Source organism: Anaerorudis cellulosivorans (assembly GCF_025943985.1).
Classification (GTDB): Bacteria; Bacteroidota; Bacteroidia; order Bacteroidales; family Dysgonomonadaceae; genus Anaerorudis; species Anaerorudis cellulosivorans.
In genome coordinates, this window is sequence record NZ_JAPCWE010000010.1 from 1 (window position 1) to 20,335 (window position 20,335).

Annotated in this window: 19 protein-coding genes and 1 tRNA gene; 10 read left to right on the top strand and 10 right to left on the bottom strand. The window is 40.8% G+C overall.

Annotated elements, in window-relative coordinates; translation table 11 throughout:
* Window positions 1-199, top strand: a 199-nt coding sequence (locus OLM34_RS06860; RefSeq protein WP_264406163.1) for a hypothetical protein, incomplete at its 5' end; no start/stop codon positions are given.
* 162 nt (window positions 200-361) lie between these two features.
* On the opposite strand, the gene OLM34_RS06865 is transcribed toward OLM34_RS06860, so the two are convergent.
* From OLM34_RS06865 to OLM34_RS06875, 3 genes are all read right to left on the bottom strand, one after another.
* Window positions 362-1,387, bottom strand: a complete 1,026-nt coding sequence (locus OLM34_RS06865) for a S41 family peptidase (RefSeq protein ID WP_264406164.1) — start codon at window positions 1,385-1,387, stop codon at window positions 362-364.
* A 74-nt stretch (window positions 1,388-1,461) separates the two neighbouring features.
* Window positions 1,462-1,929 carry an RpiB/LacA/LacB family sugar-phosphate isomerase gene (locus OLM34_RS06870; protein ID WP_264406166.1) on the bottom strand — a complete coding sequence of 156 codons (468 nt, stop codon included), beginning with the start codon at window positions 1,927-1,929 and terminating at the stop codon, window positions 1,462-1,464.
* A gap of 30 nt (window positions 1,930-1,959) precedes the next feature.
* Window positions 1,960-3,990 (bottom strand): transketolase family protein, encoded by a 2,031-nt coding sequence (locus OLM34_RS06875; RefSeq protein ID WP_264406168.1) that lies wholly within the window; start codon window positions 3,988-3,990, stop codon window positions 1,960-1,962.
* A 214-nt stretch (window positions 3,991-4,204) separates the two neighbouring features.
* Here OLM34_RS06875 and OLM34_RS06880 point away from each other — a divergent pair, with 214 nt between their 5' ends.
* Window positions 4,205-4,957 carry an RNA methyltransferase gene (locus OLM34_RS06880; protein ID WP_264406170.1) on the top strand — a complete coding sequence of 251 codons (753 nt, stop codon included), beginning with the start codon at window positions 4,205-4,207 and terminating at the stop codon, window positions 4,955-4,957.
* Between the two features lie 76 nt (window positions 4,958-5,033).
* On the opposite strand, the gene OLM34_RS06885 is transcribed toward OLM34_RS06880, so the two are convergent.
* Window positions 5,034-5,109 (bottom strand) — tRNA-His (locus tag OLM34_RS06885).
* 148 nt (window positions 5,110-5,257) lie between these two features.
* Here OLM34_RS06885 and OLM34_RS06890 point away from each other — a divergent pair.
* From OLM34_RS06890 to nth, 3 genes are read left to right on the top strand one after another with little or no spacing between them, the layout of a single operon-like run.
* Complete coding sequence (locus OLM34_RS06890; protein WP_264406171.1) at window positions 5,258-5,854, top strand: bifunctional nuclease family protein; 597 nt, start codon at window positions 5,258-5,260, stop codon at window positions 5,852-5,854.
* A 12-nt stretch (window positions 5,855-5,866) separates the two neighbouring features.
* Window positions 5,867-6,580, top strand: coding sequence for a 16S rRNA (uracil(1498)-N(3))-methyltransferase (locus OLM34_RS06895; RefSeq protein WP_264406172.1), 714 nt, complete (start codon window positions 5,867-5,869; stop codon window positions 6,578-6,580).
* The gene (gene nth / locus OLM34_RS06900; RefSeq protein WP_264406173.1) at window positions 6,580-7,224 is read left to right on the top strand and encodes an endonuclease III; all 645 of its coding nucleotides are present in this window, start codon (window positions 6,580-6,582) and stop codon (window positions 7,222-7,224) included. Before OLM34_RS06895 ends, nth begins: the two co-directional genes overlap by 1 nt.
* Window positions 7,225-7,318: 94 nt before the next feature.
* Here nth and OLM34_RS06905 read toward each other — a convergent pair whose 3' ends face one another.
* From OLM34_RS06905 to OLM34_RS06930, 6 genes are all read right to left on the bottom strand, one after another.
* Window positions 7,319-8,644: a peptidoglycan DD-metalloendopeptidase family protein gene (locus OLM34_RS06905; RefSeq protein WP_264406175.1), complete on the bottom strand. Its 1,326-nt coding sequence runs from the start codon at window positions 8,642-8,644 to the stop codon at window positions 7,319-7,321.
* A 133-nt stretch (window positions 8,645-8,777) separates the two neighbouring features.
* Window positions 8,778-9,920 carry an aldose epimerase family protein gene (locus tag OLM34_RS06910; protein ID WP_264406275.1) on the bottom strand — a complete coding sequence of 381 codons (1,143 nt, stop codon included), beginning with the start codon at window positions 9,918-9,920 and terminating at the stop codon, window positions 8,778-8,780.
* Between the two features lie 85 nt (window positions 9,921-10,005).
* Window positions 10,006-10,749: an MBL fold metallo-hydrolase gene (locus tag OLM34_RS06915; protein ID WP_264406176.1), complete on the bottom strand. Its 744-nt coding sequence runs from the start codon at window positions 10,747-10,749 to the stop codon at window positions 10,006-10,008.
* 445 nt (window positions 10,750-11,194) lie between these two features.
* Window positions 11,195-12,769 (bottom strand): peptide chain release factor 3, encoded by a 1,575-nt coding sequence (locus OLM34_RS06920; RefSeq protein WP_264406177.1) that lies wholly within the window; start codon window positions 12,767-12,769, stop codon window positions 11,195-11,197.
* A gap of 43 nt (window positions 12,770-12,812) precedes the next feature.
* Window positions 12,813-13,772: a dTDP-4-dehydrorhamnose reductase gene (gene rfbD, locus OLM34_RS06925; protein WP_264406178.1), complete on the bottom strand. Its 960-nt coding sequence runs from the start codon at window positions 13,770-13,772 to the stop codon at window positions 12,813-12,815.
* A gap of 29 nt (window positions 13,773-13,801) precedes the next feature.
* Window positions 13,802-14,335 carry a DUF4924 family protein gene (locus OLM34_RS06930; RefSeq protein WP_264406277.1) on the bottom strand — a complete coding sequence of 178 codons (534 nt, stop codon included), beginning with the start codon at window positions 14,333-14,335 and terminating at the stop codon, window positions 13,802-13,804.
* Window positions 14,336-14,446: 111 nt separating this feature from the next.
* Between OLM34_RS06930 and OLM34_RS06935 the strand changes: the two genes are divergently transcribed.
* From OLM34_RS06935 to OLM34_RS06955, 5 genes are all read left to right on the top strand, one after another.
* Window positions 14,447-15,241 carry an MBL fold metallo-hydrolase gene (locus OLM34_RS06935; protein WP_264406179.1) on the top strand — a complete coding sequence of 265 codons (795 nt, stop codon included), beginning with the start codon at window positions 14,447-14,449 and terminating at the stop codon, window positions 15,239-15,241.
* Between the two features lie 126 nt (window positions 15,242-15,367).
* Complete coding sequence (locus tag OLM34_RS06940; protein ID WP_264406180.1) at window positions 15,368-17,905, top strand: ATP-dependent Clp protease ATP-binding subunit; 2,538 nt, start codon at window positions 15,368-15,370, stop codon at window positions 17,903-17,905.
* A 101-nt stretch (window positions 17,906-18,006) separates the two neighbouring features.
* Window positions 18,007-18,438: a GNAT family N-acetyltransferase gene (locus tag OLM34_RS06945; RefSeq protein WP_264406181.1), complete on the top strand. Its 432-nt coding sequence runs from the start codon at window positions 18,007-18,009 to the stop codon at window positions 18,436-18,438.
* Window positions 18,439-18,684: 246 nt separating this feature from the next.
* Window positions 18,685-19,251: an RNA polymerase sigma-70 factor gene (locus tag OLM34_RS06950; RefSeq protein ID WP_264406183.1), complete on the top strand. Its 567-nt coding sequence runs from the start codon at window positions 18,685-18,687 to the stop codon at window positions 19,249-19,251.
* Between the two features lie 75 nt (window positions 19,252-19,326).
* Window positions 19,327-20,253 carry a FecR family protein gene (locus OLM34_RS06955; protein ID WP_264406184.1) on the top strand — a complete coding sequence of 309 codons (927 nt, stop codon included), beginning with the start codon at window positions 19,327-19,329 and terminating at the stop codon, window positions 20,251-20,253.
* Window positions 20,254-20,335 lie beyond the last annotated feature (82 nt).

Genomic DNA, 20,335 nt, shown 5'->3' on the forward strand with positions numbered 1-20,335 from the left:
TGCATTTGCAATCCATATTAGGATCACAAAGATGAGAATTCAAATCCGTTTAATCGAAAATTGTATACAACTAACTAAATTTCAAATATTTCAAAGAGCTATTGTAGATTTTAATGGGACAGCAATGAAAGCATATAATAGACAAGAAAAGCCATCAAAGCCTTATTCATTTCTTCTTTATTTGCATAATTCTCTTTAAAAATGATATCCTTTTTAACTAAAGTTTAGCACTTCTTTATTTTCTGTCTTTCAAATCATTAAAGCGAAGTGCAAAACTTTAGTAATATAATAAGAAAAACATCAACGAGGTGGCGAAACTTTTAAAATATTAAATTAATAATATGTTTGACAAAAATATGTATTATTCTTTTGATTTATTTTCGATGATAGCTCTTGCTCTTTCGATAATGGTATCGATTTTTTTCTCGGCATCAGCGGGAAGCATCATCACTTTCACGTCGGGGTCTACACCGGATTCGATGTGTTCTTTTTCTGCATTAAACATGGGACAAGCAGAGAAGCGTACCGACCATCCGTTAGGCAATTCCGAAGAAAAAGGTAACCCGCTTCCGCCTCCGGTTTTGTCTCCAACTATAGTAACGTTTGGTGCGTATTTCATGATGCTGACGAACTCGTTGGTGGCACTGTAACATCCTCTGTTGGTTAGCACAACCACAGGTTTTTGATATCGGATTCCTTTATAGCTATCAATATATTTTGGGTATAAGGGCGAAAAATCATCATGCCCCGGTCCTATTTTGTGAGAAATGTATCCGATAAGTGTTTTTTCATTAAAAAAACGACTGGCGATTCGTTCCACGTTTGTAAGGCTTCCTCCTCCATTATCACGTACATCAATAATCACTCCTTTGCAAATGGCCATGCGGCTTAAAATTTGCGAAAGGCTCGAATTGCCAACATCGTTTGAGAAACTGCCATAATACACATAACCAATATTATCTTCCAAAATTTTATATTTCATGCCGCTTGCAATAAGATAGTCTGTTCCCAAATATTCTTCTTGAATGGTAAGATCAAAATTGGCCGGAAAGTCCTCTTGCCATTTCCAATAGCGCGACATGTCGTGAGAGGCAATCAGATTGACGTGCCCGTCTTTCAGCTCTTCCAGCATTTTTCCCAACAGTTTGAATAGCGATTCGCTACTCATGGTATTCGTAACTCTTGGACTGTAGGCGTGGTATACCGAATCCCAATCGATATCTTTGTGAGAAAAAAAGCAGTAGTGTCGATCCATAATAGTCCAAAGAGCCTCGAAATTGCCTCTTGGGGTGTTGTCAAAATCCATAACCTGCACTTCACAACCCTCAATAAGACAAATGATTGAGATCATGAAAAGATGAGAAAAACGGGAACGTATTGTCTTCATTGCGATAATTGCAAGATTATCTGTTGGCTCGATGCGTTTTGTGTCATCAACAAACTTTATATAGCGAAAAATTTTCAGCAACATTTTTCGTCGCAAGGAATTTTATCGATCCTGCGACGGTGTCTGCCTTCATCAAAGGGTGTATTTAAAAACACTTCCATAATTTCGAAAATTTCTTTTTCCGACAAAAAACGACCGGGAAGCGAAAGAATATTGGCATCATTATGGGCGCGAGCATAATAGGTTATTTCCTTGTTCCAGCATAATGCGCCGCGAATGCCCTGATGTTTGTTTACCGTCATATTGATTCCGTTTCCTGTTCCGCAAATGGCAATGCCGGGATAACATTCACCGTTTTCCACGGCTTTTGCCAAAGGATGCCCATAATCGGCATAGTCTGCGCTTTCGGCGGAGTATGTGCCGAAATCCTTGTAAGGAATACCCCTTTCCTTGAGAAATTTTATCACATACTGCTTAGCAGCAAAACCGGCATGATCTGAAGCTATGCCGATGGTTTTTTCGGTTTTATCGATTGAAGACATATTTTTGTTGTTTTTATTCCCTCAGGTTTTTTATTTGTTTAATAATTTTTTCACCTGGTTACAGACGTTTTCTGCAGTATAACCCAGCTTTTCGTCAAGTACTTTATACGGAGCCGAGAATCCGAATGAATTCATACCCCATACGGTTCCGTCAGCACCAACAAGTCCTTCAAGCGTTACGGGTAGACCTGCGGTTAATCCGAATTTCCTTTTCCCTTTTGGTAAAACAGATTCCTGATATTCGACGCTTTGGGTTCTGAACAATCCTTCGGAAGGAACAGACACGATGCGTACCTTTATACCTTCTTTGTACAGCAATTCAGCCCCTTCGACCAAGGTTGAAACTTCGGAACCGGAGGCAAGTAATATTATGTCGTAATCGGGATCATCTTCAACAATATAAGCGCCTTTTTCGGCTTGTAGGGCTTCCTGATAGCGCGAAGTCTTTGCAGGAAGATCTTTGATATTTTGCCGAGACAAAATTAAAGCAGTAGGCGTTTTAGCATTTTCCATCGCCATTTTCCATGCCACCGTGGTTTCATTTGCATCGGCCGGACGAAGAACGAGCATGGAATTATGTCCGCTATGATTTTGCAATTTTTCCATCAAACGTATTTGGGCTTCTTGCTCAACCGGTTGATGGGTCGGCCCGTCTTCTCCTACGCGAAATGCATCGTGAGTCCAGATGAAAATGGCCGGTTTTTCCATTAATGCTGCAATGCGAATGGCCGGTTTCATGTAATCGGAGAAGACAAAAAATGTTCCGCAAGCGGGAATTACTCCTCCATGTAAACTCATCCCGATGCACAGGCAAGCCATCGTAAATTCTGCTACACCCACTTGTAGAAATGCTCCTGAAAAGTCCCCTTTGGCAAAAGGACGGGTATGTTTTAAAAATCCGTCGGTTTTATCGGAATTTGAAAGATCGGCTGAAGCTACTACCATATTTTCCACTTTTTGTGCAAGGATCTCTAACACCATTGCCGAAGCTGCACGAGTGGCAATATTTGATTTTTGTTGAATGGCACTCCAATCGATATCGGGCAGTTCACGAGAAAACCATTTTTCCTTTTTGGCAGCCAATTCAGGATTTGCCTCTGCCCATTCGTTGTATCGTGCTTTTTTTGTAGCGACAATTTCTTTTAATTCTTCTCTCCTTTTTCGATATAATTCGGCAACTTCGGGAAAAATCTTAAAAGGATCATCAGGATCGCCGCCAAGATTTTTTATCGTTTTTTCAAAATCTGCTCCTGCTGCGCTTAAGGGTTGTCCGTGAGTGGAAACCTGATTTTCAAATGATGACCCATCCGGAGCGACGGCACCTTTCCCCATAATCGTTTTGCCGATTATGAGTGTAGGTCGTTCCTTTTCCGCCTTGGCTTCTTTCAGTGCGTTACGGATTTCGTTCACATCGTTCCCATTGATGGTGATTACTTTCCAGTTCCATGCTTCGTATTTTTGTGCCACGTTTTCGCTGGTAACTACGGATGTTTTTGTAGAAAGCTGAATATCATTCGAATCGTAGAACATGATGAAATTGTCTAATCCCAGATGTCCGGCAATTCGTCCAATGCCTTGAGAAATTTCTTCCTGTATGCCTCCGTCCGAAATATATGCGTAGATGGTTTGATTCATGATATCACCTAAACGGGCTTTTAAGAATTTGGCGGCAATAGCGGCACCGACAGCAAAAGCGTGTCCTTGTCCGAGAGGCCCTGATGTATTTTCGATTCCTCTTTCCACGTCAATTTCCGGATGTCCGGGGCAGGGGCTACCCCATTGACGAAATTGTTTTAATTCATCTAATGAAAATTTTCCGCTGAGGCATAGTACGGAGTAGAGCATCGGGGACATATGTCCGGGATCAAGGAAAAAACGGTCGCGAGATTCCCAGGTTGGGTTTTCGGGGTCATATTCTAGAAATTCGCTGAATAATACATTGATAAAATCTGCACCACCCATTGCTCCGCCCGGATGTCCCGATTTAGCCTTTTCGACCATTGAAGCAGAAAGAATGCGGATGTTATCCGCCGCTTTGTTCATTAATGAATTGTCGTTCATAAGATTGATTATTTTATTGATTTTAATTTTTAATTATATGAAAATGGCGGCACTACAGGCAATAGTTTTTTTATTTCTCTTTCACAAAGATATATTTTTTTCGTGAACAGAACATTAAAATGGCGCTGTTTTCTTGATTTTCCAAATTTCTTAACTTATGATAAAGCAGTCTATCAAATTATGGTTATCTTTATTGCCTATAATTTATGATTTCATGGCATTGAGTAAAAATAAAATAAAGTACATTCAATCGCTGAAAGATAAAAAACATCGCTTGGAGTATGGCACTTTTGTTGCTGAGGGTGAAAAATTGGTTTTCGATTTATTGCAATCATGCCGATGTCAGTTTATTGCAGTTTTACCTGAAGTGTTGAGCAAATTTTCGAATTTCAAAGATGTCGAGATCGTTACTGCTTCGGAAGAAGAATTGAAAAGAGCTTCATTTCTGAAAACGTCATCGTCCGTTATCGGCGTGTTTTATCAACCCGGAAGCAATTTTTCGGCCGGTGATCTAAAAAATGATGTCCATTTGGTATTGGATGGTATCCAAGATCCGGGGAATTTGGGAACAATTGTACGGATAGCCGATTGGTTTGGCATTGAACATGTTTTTTGTTCCCGCGATACGGTTGATATTTACCTGCCGAAAACCGTTCAGTCAACAATGGGGGCTCTTTCACGGGTAAAAGTACATTATGTCGATTTGGACGTTTTTTTTAAAAGTACGTTGGATTTGCCTGTTTACGGTACTTTCCTCGATGGTGAAAATATATACGAGGCTAAATTTTCGGTGAATGGTTTTATTGTGATGGGGAATGAAGGAAGCGGGATTCGTCCTTCTGTCGAAAAATGGGTTAATCGTCGGTTATTTATTCCGAATTATCCGGCTTTACGTTCAACATCGGAATCACTAAATGTAGCAGCTGCTACTGCAATTGTTTGTTCGGAGTTCAGAAGGAGACAATAAAAAAAATCACGTATCAAAAAAATACGTGATTACCTAAAACAAATCATGAAAGAATGAAAAAAACTGTTCTCACAACGGGTGGAAGATGGGATTCGAACCCACGACTTACGGAACCACAATCCGTCGCTCTAACCAACTGAGCTACAACCACCATTATTTGCGAGTGCAAAGGTAATAATTTTTTTTTCAAACAAGTGAAAAATCAAGCGTTTTTTCTCTTTATTTTCGATTTTGATTCTTATTATAGCAAAAAGTGCTATATTTGAAGTTTTATCATTAAAATAAAAAAAGAAATTTGTTGTGGCAAACCGAGTTAAACTTTCCGTATTGGGTATATCGTTTAGTCAGGTGCAGGCAGGTGCTTATGCACTTATTCTTGCTGAAGAAAACGGCGTTAGGAGATTGCCTATTGTAATTGGTACGCCTGAAGCACAATCCATTGCTCTTGTGATAGAGAATATCACTCCTCCGCGGCCGTTGTCGCATGATCTTATTCATTCCATATTTAAACATCTTAATATCGAATTGGCTGAGGTTTTCATTTATAAGTTTGAAAACGGTGCTTTTTATTCTGAGTTGTTATTGCGACAATATGGTCAGGAATATCGAATCGATTCGCGAACATCCGATGCTGTGGCTATTGCTATGCGTACCCATTCTCCGATTTATACTACCGAAGAGATTATGAAAAATATGGCGATTGTTTTCGAAGAAGGTGTATCGGCCTTTTCCGGTGAACAATCTTCGGAAAATGAAGAGGAGAAAGTTCCTGATGACCTCTCTCATCTTCGGTTAGATACTTTAAAGAGTCGACTTGATGAAGCTGTCAGGGAAGAAAATTACGAATTGGCTTCACGCCTTCGGGATGAAATTAAACGGCGAGAAAACAAATCGTAATTCCATCGTCATATGTCCGATACATTTTTTTATTACCCCGATATCAGAGAGAATTCCCAACTTTCTGAAGAGGAATCGCGCCATTGCATTAAAGTGCTTCGCATGAAAGAAGGCGATAGATTAACAATCACGGATGGGAAAGGATTTCTTTATGATTGCATTCTTGTAGAAGCTCACCCAAAGCATTGTATGGTAAGCATCGAAACAGAGAACTTTCGAGATAAAAGTTGGAATTTCAACCTTCATATTGCTTTTGCCCCTACCAAAAATATGGAACGTAATGAGTGGTTTGTGGAGAAAGCAACAGAAATCGGTGTAGATGAAATTACTCCGTTGCTTTGTCGGTTTTCCGAACGAAAAGAAGTTAAATCCGAACGACTAAGGAAAATCATGGTTTCGGCTATGAAACAATCTCGGCAGACAGTTCTTCCTTGTTTAAACGAAACGATTCCTTTTCATGAGTTTATTTCAATGCCTTTCTCGGGCAGAAAATTCATAGCCCATTGCTATCCGACAGAAAAAAAACGGTTGACCCAAACATATAAAAAAGGGGAAGACGCTTTATTATTAATAGGTCCTGAGGGTGATTTTAGTGAAGAGGAAGTACAAAAAGCAATAGAGAAGGGTTTTCAACCGATTAGTTTGGGAGAAAACCGTTTGCGGACAGAAACAGCCTGTTTGGTGGCCTGCCACACTGTGCATGTTTTGAATCAATTGGAATTATAATGACAAAAGCAGAACGCTATAAAAACGTGTTGCAATGGTTTGAAGCCAACGCACAGTCGGCAACTACCGAACTGCATTACACCAATCCTTTTCAGTTGCTGATTGCGGTGATGTTATCGGCTCAGTGTACCGACAAACGTGTGAATATGATCACTCCTCCTTTATTTGAAGCTTACCCTACTCCTGAAGCTTTGGCCTCAGCTTCACCGGACGAAGTATATGAATTCATCAAATCGTGTTCCTATCCAAACAACAAGGCAAAAAATTTGGTAAAAATGGCACAAAAACTGGTGAATGATTTCGGAGGGGAAGTACCGGCGGATATCGATTCACTGTTGACAATACCGGGAGTAGGGCGAAAGACGGCAAATGTGATGCTTGTCGTGGCTTTCGATGTTCCGGCGATGCCGGTGGATACGCATGTGTTCAGGGTTTCGAATCGTTTGGGATTGACAGATAACGCAAAAACCCCATTGGAGGTTGAAAAAGAGCTGGTAAAATATATTCCGAAAGAATTCTTGTCAAAAGCACATCATTGGCTGATCCTTCACGGACGATATGTATGTACCGCACGAAACCCAAAATGTGAAGAATGCGGGCTTCGAGAATATTGTCAGTACTATGGGTATAAAGTCTACGGTTAGTTTAACCCGGCTTTGAAACAAGTGTTTTGTTTATCATTGAAAAACAATAAAAGGGTTATAATGTGGACAAACGTTTTTCGATTGAAAATCACATTTATAGATCTTCTTGAGTTAACGAATCGGGCATTGAAGCATATAGCCGCGTAGATTGCTGAAAACTATCCAATTGTCGCAGAACCTTGTCTCTAACCACCAGAAAACTGTCCTTTAACTCAGGTTTTACAGGTAAAGAGGGCGGGGATTCCATAGTGAGCGGATTGATCGGTTGATTGTTTTTGTACACACGGAAATCGAGATGAGGCCCGGTAGACAATCCGGTCGATCCCACGTAAGCGATGATATCTCCTTGTTTCACAAAACTTCCTTTGTTGATTCCTTTGGCAAACCGGCTCAGATGCATATAAGTTGTAGTGTACATACTATTGTGTTTTACCTTTAGATAATTTCCTCCACCGTTTTGTTGATATCCTTTCTCAATCACTACACCATCGCCGATCGTTTTTACCGGCGTACCTACAGGTGCAGCATAATCTACGCCATGATGCGCCCGGTATCGTTTCAGGATTGGGTGATAACGGGAATTGGTAAACCTGGAGGTGATGCGAAAGAAGTCGAGAGGCGATTTCAGAAATTCCTTTCTCAGGCTATTGCCTTCTTCGTCAAAATATTCTCTCACTGAATCCTGTTTGAAGGGAATCGCGCAGTATGCTTTGCCCTGATGCGTAAAAACCGCACCTTCTATCGAAGCGATATCCACGAAGGTAGTATCATCGATGTAGGCTTCATCATACATCAAACGAAACGAATCTCCCTTTTTTATGTCAAAAAAATCGATTTGCCAAGCATAGAGATCGGACAACTTAAGCGCAAGCAGCGGGTGAACTCCGGCATCGATGATCGCGTTCCATAACGAAGAGGTGATTGTTCCCTCGATATATTTACGTTGCAAAGTGATGGGTTTTTCCCCTTCATATGCTTTAATGTTTTCTGATGAGAGATCTACAACTACATATTCAGTTTTTGATTTTTCAAAAACAAGATACTCAATGTTTGAAGTGGAATCTTGCGTTGTGATGGCTGCATAGGTATTCCCGATTTGTAGTTTTGATGGAGAATAATAGGGCGAAACAGTTTGACTTATTTTATCGGATGTTGTACTTGTGAATCCTAGTCCCGTTAATATAGAAGCAAGGCAGTCGCCTTTTTTTATTTTATACCGGTTGACATTTAACGAATCGATACATATCCCATATTCGTGCATGTGAAATGTTTCTATTTGTTCCACTGAATCGGGATGACCTTCTTTGTGCTTTGAGCTACAGGAAGTGATATGAACGATTATCAATAAACCTAATGCTATCCCGTATAGCCTTTTTATTTTTTCTTTTTCCCGTATGTTGCCTTTTGTTAATGAAGTCATGGTTATCAAGTAATTAATGAGCCCCTCCTAAAAGTCGTTTTCATTATTTTTTAATTACAACGAACCTCTATTCAACTGATTTTTGTAAAAATCGCTTTGAATGGAGTTGCCGGAGGGACTCATTAATTCACATTTAATTTTGTATTGAAAACTTGTATACACACCGACTCGTATATTTTTCTCCCGGTTTCAGATAAGGTGAAGGCCATTTGGGTTTGTTGGGTGAATCCGGGTATTTTTGCGTTTCGAGACAGATGGCTGTTCGATGGTTATAAATAATGCCCTTTTTCCCTTTGATCGTTCCATCGAGAAAATTGCCCGTATACACTTGCACTCCGGGTTCGGTGGTAAATACTTCCAGTCGAATATTGGTTTGTGGGCAATACACGGCAGCGGCAAGTTGAGAAACATCGCCTTGTGTATTCAATACCCAGTTGTGATCGTACCCTTTACCGAATCTTAACTGTTCAAAATCGCTGTCGATGCGTTCGCCTACAGGTGTGGGGGTTCTGAAATCCATAGGGGTTCCCTCTACTTTTTCTATTTTGCCGGTGGTCATAAAGGTACTGTCAATCGGTGTATAGCTGTCGGCATTGATCGTCAATACATGATCCAAAATAGTATTCACAGGGTTACCGCTCAAGTTGAAATAGGAATGATTGGTAAGGTTTACCACGGTTTCCTTGTCGGTTTCGGCTTCGTAACCGATATCGATGGCATTGTCGTCGGTAAGTTTCATTGTTACTTTTACGTTAAGGTTTCCGGGGAAACCGGCTTCTCCATCGGGTGACAAATAAGACAGCACTACCGTTTGGCTGTCGGGTTGAGCTGCTTTAAAAACTTTGGTATGAAAACCTTCGTCGCCACCGTGTAACGTATGTCCGTAATTGTTTTGGGGTAGCTGATATTCAACGCCTGCTACCGTAATTTTTCCGTGAGCGATGCGATTGCCATACCGACCAATAGTTGCTCCGAAATTATTGGGAATATTGATGTAATCTTGAATGGAGTCAAAGCCTAACACTACATCTTGCATAGTCCCATCTTTGTCGGGTACCATTACGGAAACAATTCGTCCGCCGTAATTCGTCACACACACTTCAACTCCGTTTGCATTCTTTAGAACATACAAATCGGTTGAGTCGCCATTTACAACCGTTTGAAAATTACTTCTTTTTAGTCCCGAAAGGGTGGCCGCTTCTTCGGGCGCCTGCTTTTGTTTGTTTGTGCAACCGACGATGGCTACTATAGCCATCAGCCAACATAGTTTGTTAATCTTCATAGTCTGTTTTTATTAAATCGGATATTTTAAAAAATCTTTTTTCCTTTTCATACTTAATCGGATATCGGAATAGCCAATATTATTCCATTTTTCTTAATCGGACTTCTATACCGCTGTTTTTCAATGCTTCTTTCAATTGTTTTACATCGGTATTTCCAAAATGATAGGGATAAAGAATTTTCGGTGAAAACATGTTGGCGGCGTTTACGGCTTGTGTAATGGTCATGGTGTAAGGTTGATTCACCGGAAGGAAAGCGATATCGATATTTTTCAGGTTCTTCATTTCGGGAATGTCTTCCGTGTCGCCGGCAATATAAATCCTAAGACCGTCAATGGTCAGGACATAACCGTTGTCACGATGACGCGGATGAAATTGTTCCCTGCCGGGTGTTGTGTTGTATGCAGGAACAGCTTCTATCAAGATTTGATCCGATACTTTTATTTTGTCGCCGTTTTTCATTGTTTTAGTTTTCGGATTTCCCCATTTTTTCGCACTTGCTTCGTTCATGATGAGCAGTGTATTGTCTTTTGACAACGTCTTAATGGCTTCAGGATCGAAATGATCTTCATGTTCGTGGGTTATCAAGATAATGTCGGCTTTTGGGAATGTGGAATAGTCGGCGTACATGGAAACGGGATCAACCTGAATAGAACGATTGTTGAACGTGAGTACAAGGCTACCATGCTTAATGAACGTAATCACCACTTCGTGATTGTTTTTTGTCTTGAAGGTATCCGTTTCATACGAACCGCCTTTTGCGGTAAAGGCCGTGAGAATTGCCATCATCATAAAAACAGATTTTAAATTTATGTTGCGTTTCATATCCCGATATTTTTGGTTATTGGTTGTTTATCTATTATAGTTGTCAAGTTTCATAAGGTTGTTTATGAAAACTTACATTTCCAATGGACTTCAAATGTATAATTTTATTTTTTAAATCACAAGAATTTTGTTCGAAAATTCGGGATCAGAGTCAACCTAAGTGCAAAAAAACAGATAACACCTTCTCCGCACCAAGTCCGTACCAAGGCTGCACCATCCTCGCTTCAAGTCCGCTCCAAGATTTTACTTTTTTTGCTGCAAATACGCAGGTATGTTTTATCTCAAATCAACCACATCCGATCTTGTTGTTCCTGCTTAGGAGCAAGCATGAAGCGGACATAATACATTGGGATTTCACCTCCATGCCGTTCGTTTTGGTGTATTGGCATGGTTAAGCCTGTGTTTGGTAAAGAGGCTAAGATCTCATTAAAAACCTCGGCGTTGGTTAAAATTCAGAATTAAAGTGAAAACGGATGTTTTTGAAATCCTGTTGTGCCATTGTCAGGATGTAATTCGATTCGGCAAGAAAAACATCCCTTCCTTCTTTGTCGTAAGCCATGTAAAGGAATTTTCGTTTTTTAAATTCTTCCAATTCTTTTTCATCGTCACTTTCTATCCAGCATGCTTTATAAAGATTGAGCGGTTCCCATCGGCATTGCGCTCCGTATTCGTGTAACAGGCGATATTGGATGACTTCGAATTGCAGTTGTCCCACTGTACCGATAATTTTTCTGCCGTTAAATTGATGAGTGAACAATTGAGCTACCCCTTCATCCATCAGTTGTTCGATTCCTTTATGCAATTGCTTTGCTTTCATGGGATCGGCATTTTCGATGTATTTGAACATCTCGGGTGAAAAACTGGGCAACCCTTTAAAATGCAGGTCTTCTCCTGCCGTGAGCGTGTCGCCGATTTTGAAATTGCCGTTGTCCGGCAGTCCGACGATATCTCCCGCATAAGCTTCGTCCACCACTTCTTTTTTCTGAGCCATGAAAGCTGTGGGTGAAGAAAATTTCATCATTCGGTTGAAACGGACATGTTTGTAATTTACGTTTCGTTCGAATTTACCCGAACAGACTTTCACAAAGGCTATGCACGAACGATGATTGGGGTCCATATTGGCGTGAATCTTAAACACGAATCCCGTAAAAGGCTCTTCGTACGGATCGACGATACGCTCTTCGGCCTGTACCGGACGTGGCGAAGGTGCTATGTCCACAAAACAATCGAGCAACTCTTTGACACCGAAATTGTTCAAAGCCGAACCGAAAAACACCGGTGCAAGTTTGCCTGCAAGATATTCTTCGCGATTAAATGAAGGATATACTTCGGTGATCAACATAATATCGTCGCGTAATTTTTTCGCCAAGGGATTTTCGATATGCGTTTCCAATTCGGGTGAATCCATGTCGATAGTCACCGATTCTGTAATGGTCTGCTTGCCGGGTTTATACAGGTCGAGGCGGTTTTTGTAAAGATTATACACCCCCTTGAAGCGCTGTCCCATGTCGATAGGCCAACTCAGCGGCCGTACGCTGATATGTAGTTCTCTTTCCAGTTCGTCCAACAGATCGAAAGGGTCTTTTCCTTCGCGATCCATTTTGTTGACAAAAACCATGACCGGCGTATGGCGCATCCGACATACTTCCATAAGCTTTCGTGTCTGCATTTCGACTCCTTTAGCTGCATCTATCACGATGATTACGCTGTCGACCGCGGTCAGTGTGCGAAAAGTATCTTCGGCAAAATCTTGGTGACCGGGTGTGTCGAGGATATTGATTTTATAGTTGTCGTATTCGAACCCCATCACTGAGGTAGCTACCGATATTCCTCGTTGTTTTTCGATTTCCATCCAGTCCGATGTTGCCGTTTTTTTTATCTTGTTCGATTTTACGGCTCCTGCTACGTGGATAGCTCCTCCGAAAAGAAGCAATTTTTCTGTTAATGTGGTTTTCCCCGCATCGGGGTGACTGATAATAGCGAATGTTCGTCTGCGTTGTATCTCTTTTTGTAATGTCATAAATGACTCTCTCTTGTTTGTCTCTTTCTTTTTGTATTGTGGGTTAGTTGTAGGATAATTTTTTCATGCATCTTTTTAATGCGTCCTCCCAATGAGGGATGGCGACATGAAATGTTGATTCTATTTTCGATTTGTCCAGTACACTGTATCGGGGCCTTTCGGCTGCCACCTTATACTCTTCCGTTTTTATTGGACGGAGTTTGCATGTATCGATATGCGCAAGTTCCTTGATTTTTTCGGCAAAACCATACCATGTTGTTTCACCTTGATTGGAAAAATGATAGATCCCATTTTTCCATTCGTTTTCTTCGGAATTTTCCAGTATCACCATGATCATTTCCGCCAGATCGGCGGCATAGGTAGGAGATCCTTGTTGGTCGGAAACAACGTTGATTTCCTCTTTTTCGTTCATCAGTTTGAGCATGGTTTTCACAAAATTCGTACCGTATTCGGAATAGAGCCATGATGTACGAATGATGACGAAATCGGGTTTGATTTCCAAAACGGCTTCTTCTCCTTTCAGTTTCGATTTACCATACACCGACAGTGGGTTCGGTTTCGCCTCTTCGGTGTAGGGAGTGGTTGCTTTGCCATCGAAAACATAATCGGTAGAAATATGAATGAGGCGGCATCCCGACTCTTTTGCCGCTTTTGCCAGATTTTCGGTACCCGTGTAGTTGATGAGAAAAGCCTTTTCGGGTTCGTTCTCAGCTCTGTCTACCGCCGTATAAGCAGCGCAATTGATGATGTATTCTATCGCGTTGTTTTTGATGAAGTCGGAAACCTGGGGTAATGAGGTAATATTCAATTCATCAACATCGGTATAGATGAAATGAAATGCATTGTTCGTGCGTTTTTTCAGTTCACGAAGTTCGTTGCCCAATTGTCCGTTTGCACCGGTTACCAGCACATTTTTTTGAATCAGCCCATAATAAAATTCCTGTTTGCGGGTAATGTTTTCCGTGCCGCCCAACTGTTTGGTTGTTCCTGTATAAATTGCCATATGTGTGAGTTTACAAGAAAAAAGATAATTTATTCTTCTTCCTGATCGATTGTTTTATATTTTTCCGAGAGTAAACGAAGAAAGCGAATAATCTGGTCGATTGCTGTTTGCGTTTCGTGAGAGATTTCCTTTTTCTGCAGCTTCAGCAATAAATAACCATATACAGCCGTAAAACATGTTTCCGTTTCAGGAATGTCTTTACGGTTTGATTTCGCTCTCAATTCAACGATGAAAGGCAAGGTTTTGTAGTAAGTTGCCATGTATGCCGCTTCTTTTGGATCATTTAATAGCCGAAGATGAAGGTCGGTAAGGTCAGTGATTATATTTTTATTAATTTGTAAATGACCTTCCTTTTGAACGCCTTCGGATTTCATCATCATAATTAGGCCTTCATACCATTCATGCGCTTCTTTATTCTTTTCTTCTGAAAGATGAGCCGGTTCAATGAGATTTTGTTGAATTTGATCGATATCCAGTTCATAAGCCCGTAATATGTCTTCTGTTTGCCACATGTATAGCAAATATTCGGCAATATTTTCTTGTTTATTGGGTATATTGAACATCGTTACTCTGTCTCTACTTAGAATTTTGCTCTTCGGCAGTCTTTTCAACTGTGCCATTTACTGCCTGTAAATTGATCTAAAAAGCGTATTTTTGTGCAAAATTACAAATTTATGCTCAAGTTTCATACTATAGAAACGGGATATTTTCTTGCCGACGGGGGCGCGATGTTTGGACCGATACCGAAAAAATACTGGTCTCGGCGTTATCCTTGCGATGAAAACAACATGTGTGAGATGGTCATGAGAAGCCTTTTTGTTGAGACGGGTAATAGAAAAATTATTGTCGATACAGGAGCCGGCAATAAACAGCTCGACCGCCTGAAGTTTTATCAACCTCACCGGCTAGCTGATTTACACTTGGAAATTAATCGATTCGGTTATGTTTCGGAAGATATAACAGATGTTGTTCTCACTCATCTGCATTTTGATCATTGTGGAGGCAGTACGATCAGGAATGCCGAAAATGAAATTGTGCCTGCTTTTCCTAATGCAACTTACTGGTTAAGTCGAAAGCAATGGGAAAATTATCGTCATCCGTGTCTTTATGAAAAAGATTCTTTTTTTGCCGAAAACATTGATCCGGTTTTCGAATCAGGGCAATTGAAGTTGATTGATGAAGATGTAGCGCTTTTGCCGGGTTTTTTTCTGAGACTGTTTAACGGACATACACCCGGGCAGATCGTTGTGATTGCTGATGCAGAGTCGGGGAAATTGATTTTTCCCGGTGATGTTATCCCTTCTCGGGCACATATGTCGTTGGGTTGGCTTTCTGCTTTCGATAACCATGCCGCATTGGCAATGGAGGAGAAGAAGCGACTGTTGGATGAAACCGTTGGTGCAGCACGCATTTTTGTTTTTTGCCATGATGCTTTTACGCCTTATTTCAAAATTTCAGGGATACATTGATGATACCCATGTGTTTGTTTGAAATTTTTTGGCATTGTTTTTGTACAATATAGAGTACATTAAGTACAATGATAAATAAAAAATTATATATTTGTAGTCGTATGCTACAAGGAGGAATAAAAATATATGGATAACAATTTTTCACAACGAGTTAGGGATATCATGGCGTACAGCCGTGAAGAAGCCGGAAGACTCCAAAACAATTATATAGGTCCTGAACATTTGATGCTTGGTATTCTTCGCGATGGTGCGGGGTTGGCTGTTCAAGTGCTGCAGGACTTCGATATCGATCTTAGAGCTTTAAAAGAAAGCATCGATACGCAGATTCGCCATGTTCAAGAGCCTTACGATGGAAGTGGTGGAGAAGTGGTGATTAATAAGAATACCGAAAAGGTGCTCAAAATGAGTATTCTGGAGGCACGTCTCATGAGAAGTGACGAAACCGATTCGGAACATATCTTGCTTGCATTGCTTAAAGACAGGAATACCATTATAAACGATATTCTGACGCAATTTCAACTGGATTATTCGAGTGCATTTTCCTACATAAAGAGCATTTACGATACTCAAAAAGAAGGCGATAGATTGAATTTTCCTTCAATGGGGCCTAATTTTACCGATGACGATGATGACGATATGCAGGATAGATCGTTTAGTTCGGGGCAAGGTGGTTCGCAAGCTAAATCGGCTTCGGATACCCCGGTTTTGGACAATTTTGGAACAGACATAACGCGTGCGGCAATGGAGAATCGACTTGATCCTGTTGTCGGGCGCGAGAAAGAGATTGAGCGTATTGCGCAGATTTTGAGTCGGCGTAAGAAAAATAATCCTGTGCTGATCGGAGATCCCGGTGTGGGTAAATCCGCTATCGTGGATGGTTTGGCATTGCGTATAGTACAAAAGAAAGTTTCGCGCGCATTGTTCGATAAACGGATTATCTCACTCGATATGGCATCCATCGTTGCCGGAACGAAGTATCGTGGTCAGTTTGAGGAACGTATCAAAGCCATTTTGAATGAGCTTTCGAAAAATCCGAACATCATTCTCTTTATTGATGAAATACATACCATTGTTGGTGCCGGAGGAGCAACAGGTTCGCTGGATGCTGCCAATATGTTGAAACCTGCATTGGCGCGAGGAGAAATTCAATGTATTGGTGCAACTACGCTGGACGAGTATCGTAAAAACATTGAAAAAGACGGTGCATTGGAACGTCGTTTCCAAAAGGTGATTGTGGATCCGACTACTCCGGAAGAAACGTTGCAGATTCTGAGGAACATTAAAGAACGTTATGAAGAGCATCATAATGTTCGTTATACCGATAAGGCGCTGGAAGCCTGTGTAAAACTGACTGATCGGTACATTAGCGATCGAACTTTCCCCGACAAGGCTATCGATGCTTTGGATGAGGCCGGAGCAAGAGTTCATATCTCCAATATTGTAATTCCTAAGGTTATCGAACAATTGGAAGACGAACTTAAGGAAGTGGAACGACAGAAAACCGAAGCCGTTAAGGCACAGAAATATGAATTGGCTGCCAGTTACCGCGATAAACAGCGTCAATTATTGCTGGCTTTGGAAGCTGAGGAAGAACGCTGGCAGAAAGAGATCAAGGAAAAACCCGAGATTGTGGATGAGGAGAAGGTTGCCGAAGTGGTTGCCATGATATCCGGCGTACCGGTTCAACGTATTGCTCAAGCCGAAGGTGAACGGTTGGTAGAAATGAAAGATGTGCTGAAAAAGCAAGTAATCGGTCAAGATGAAGCTGTAGAAAAAGTGGTTAAAGCCATCCAGCGTAACAGAGTGGGATTGAAAGACCCCAACAAACCTATCGGGAGCTTCATGTTCCTTGGTCCGACGGGGGTAGGGAAAACGCATTTGGCCAAGAAACTGGCCGAATACCTGTTTGATTCACAGGAGAACCTGATTCGTGTCGATATGAGCGAATACATGGAAAAATTCAATGTATCGCGGCTTGTCGGTGCACCTCCGGGATATGTGGGTTATGAAGAAGGTGGTCAGTTGACCGAAAAAGTTCGTCGTCGCCCCTATTCGGTAGTACTGCTCGATGAGATTGAAAAAGCTCATCCTGATGTATTTAATATCCTGTTGCAAATCCTTGACGAAGGACATGTAACCGACAGCCTCGGGCGTAAGATCGATTTTAAGAATACAATCATCATCATGACTTCGAATATTGGTACCCGCCAGTTGAAAGATTTTGGACGGGGAATCGGATTTAGAGCCGGAGCAGGGGATGTTCCTGATTCCGAATATTCGCGAAGCATCATTCAGAAGGCTTTGAATAAAGCGTTTGCACCCGAATTTCTGAATCGTGTGGACGATATCGTCATGTTTGATCAATTGAGCAGAGACTCTTTGTACAAGATTATCGACCTTGAATTGAACGGTTTATATAAACGGGTTAAAGAACTCGGCTATAATGTTATCGTTACCGATTCTGCTAAGGAATTTATCTCCGATAAAGGTTATGATGTGCAATTTGGTGCTCGTCCGTTGAAACGTGCTATTCAGAAATATATTGAAGACGAGATGGCCGAAATGATCATTCGTACAGGTCTTCAAGAAGGCGAAACGATCGTTGTCGATTTCGACAACGCAACGCAACGCATTACGATGAATGTGGCCGAGCATGTAGGATAATATTTATTCATATTTTTTTAAAGCGAGCGTTTAACGAATATGTTTTCGTTAAGCGCTTTTTTTTGTACTTTTGTTTCGTTTATTAAAATAGGTTATTTTCAATGGAGTTTTTACGTATAGAACCTACCGATACTTTACGATGGAACGAGGTATGGAAATTGTACGAGGAAAGTTTTCCTCTCTCTGAGCGTCGAAAAGAGGAAGATCATATTCGTGCTTGTACCGATCCTTTTTTCTTCCCTTTGTCGGCATGGGAAGAGGGGCAGCTTATAGGAATTATCTTTTATTGGGAATGGGATTCCTATCGCTATACGGAATATCTGGCTGTTACTCCCCATTTGCGTGGTCAGGGTTATGGATCGAAAATGTTGCGCTATTTGTGTGATTCCGATCATACGCTGATTTTGGAAATCGATCCGTTGGTTGACGAGTTATCGGTCAGGCGGTTGCAGTTTTATGAACGGGCCGGATTTACGCTTACTCCCTATCGTTTTGTTCATTTGCCCTATCGGTTGGAATCGAAGCCGAAATAATTGCTTATTCTCAGTTATCCTACTATGATTGACAAAGAACAATACCAAAATTTTCTGAAATTCATGAATGAGCGGGTTATCCGCTATTGCGAAGGTTATCCGTTTAAAGATGACCTCGATCCGGCCGATTGAAAATCATTTTGTAGAGAATGGTTTGTTTTGGGGTTTTATTTATTTAACTTAATAAACTATATTTGTTCCGGATTTTCAACTACATTCGCCTTCGTAAAAATTCATATGTAGCGCATGGATTCTGCTTCGGATATACGAAACTTCAATAACCTGTTTAACGAATATTATTCGCGCTTTGTTCGTTTTGCGATGGGATATCTGAAAGATCAGCCCGTCGCGGAAGATTTTGTGTCGGAAGCATTCACGCTTTACTGGGAAAACAGGGAAACCCTTTTGCAGGATACCAACGCACCGGCTTATATCTTGACTATCGTGAAAAACAAGTGCATCAACCATTTACATCATGAGCAGATTCGTTTGAATGCAGAAAAGGAAATGACCGAGCATGCCGAATGGGTGTTGAATACCCGTTTGGCTACCTTAGAAGCTTCCGATCCGGAGTACTTGTTTTCAGACGAAATGCGCGATATTGTTCGTAAAACCTTGGATAAATTACCCTTAAAAACACGTCGGATTTTTATTTTGAATCGGTATCATGGTTTTTCTTATAAAGACATTGCCAAAAAGATGAACCTTAGTCCAAAGACGGTTGAATATCATATTTCTAAAGCTCTCAGTTGTTTACGTCTTTCTTTGAGGGATTTTATTTTTCTTTCCGCCATTTTATTTTTATTATTTTGATTAAAAAGTTTGTTTTTCTGTTAGGGATATCCCTTCCTCGTTTGTTATCTATATACAAGCGATGAAATTTTACGCATGAACAAAGAGTTACTATATCGTTTTTTTGAAGGAACTGCTACCCTAGAGGAAGAGCAGCAGGTCAGGCAATGGGTTGAAGAATCGGAGCATAATCGGACTTTGTTTATGCGTGAAAGGAAAATCTATGATGCGCTTCTTCTTGTGTCTCCTCAATCTTTTCAAGAAAACAAAAAAGAGGTTAGGATATCCCTATGGATGGTCAGTACGGCCGCCGCAGTATTTTTATTGCTTTTGGTTAGCGGGTTGTATTGGGTACATCTTCAAGAGGAGAGGAAACTTCTCGGGCAATATCATACACTTCAAGTTCCTGCAGGGCAGCGTATCAATCTGATTCTTGCCGACAATACCAATGTGTGGTTGAATGCAAATAGTATATTTAGATATCCGACTGCTTTTGCCAAAAAAGAAAGAACGGTGTATTTGGAAGGTGAAGCCTATTTTGAGGTAAGTAAAAATAAGGAAAAACCTTTTATCGTAAAGACGAATGAAGGAGATATCAACGTAACGGGGACTTCGTTCAATGTGAAAGCTCGTTCAGAGCATCACATATTTGAAACCTCTTTATTTGAAGGTAGCGTCGATATATATGACAATCATCGAAAAAAAGTTTCATTGAAACCTAATCAGCGAAGTGTTTTTGAAAACGGACAATGGGTGGTATCGCAAATTACCGATTACGATCAATTTCTTTGGAGAAAAGGACTCATCGCTTTCGACAACAAATCATTGGCGGATATTTTGGAAACCTTGTCTGCGTATTTTGACGTGCAGATCATGATCGAAGCTCCGTCGTTGCCGAAGCATACCTATACGGGGAAATTTCGACAGTCAGACGGTATCGATTATGCATTGCGTGTATTACAGAAAAGCATTCGTTTCAGCTATGAAAAAGACGATGAAACAGGAATCATTTATATTAAATAACAATTTAAAACACATTTGCCTATGAACTGACATATTGTACAAGAATAAAAAAACCGATAAGTGCGGCAACACTTATCGGCTA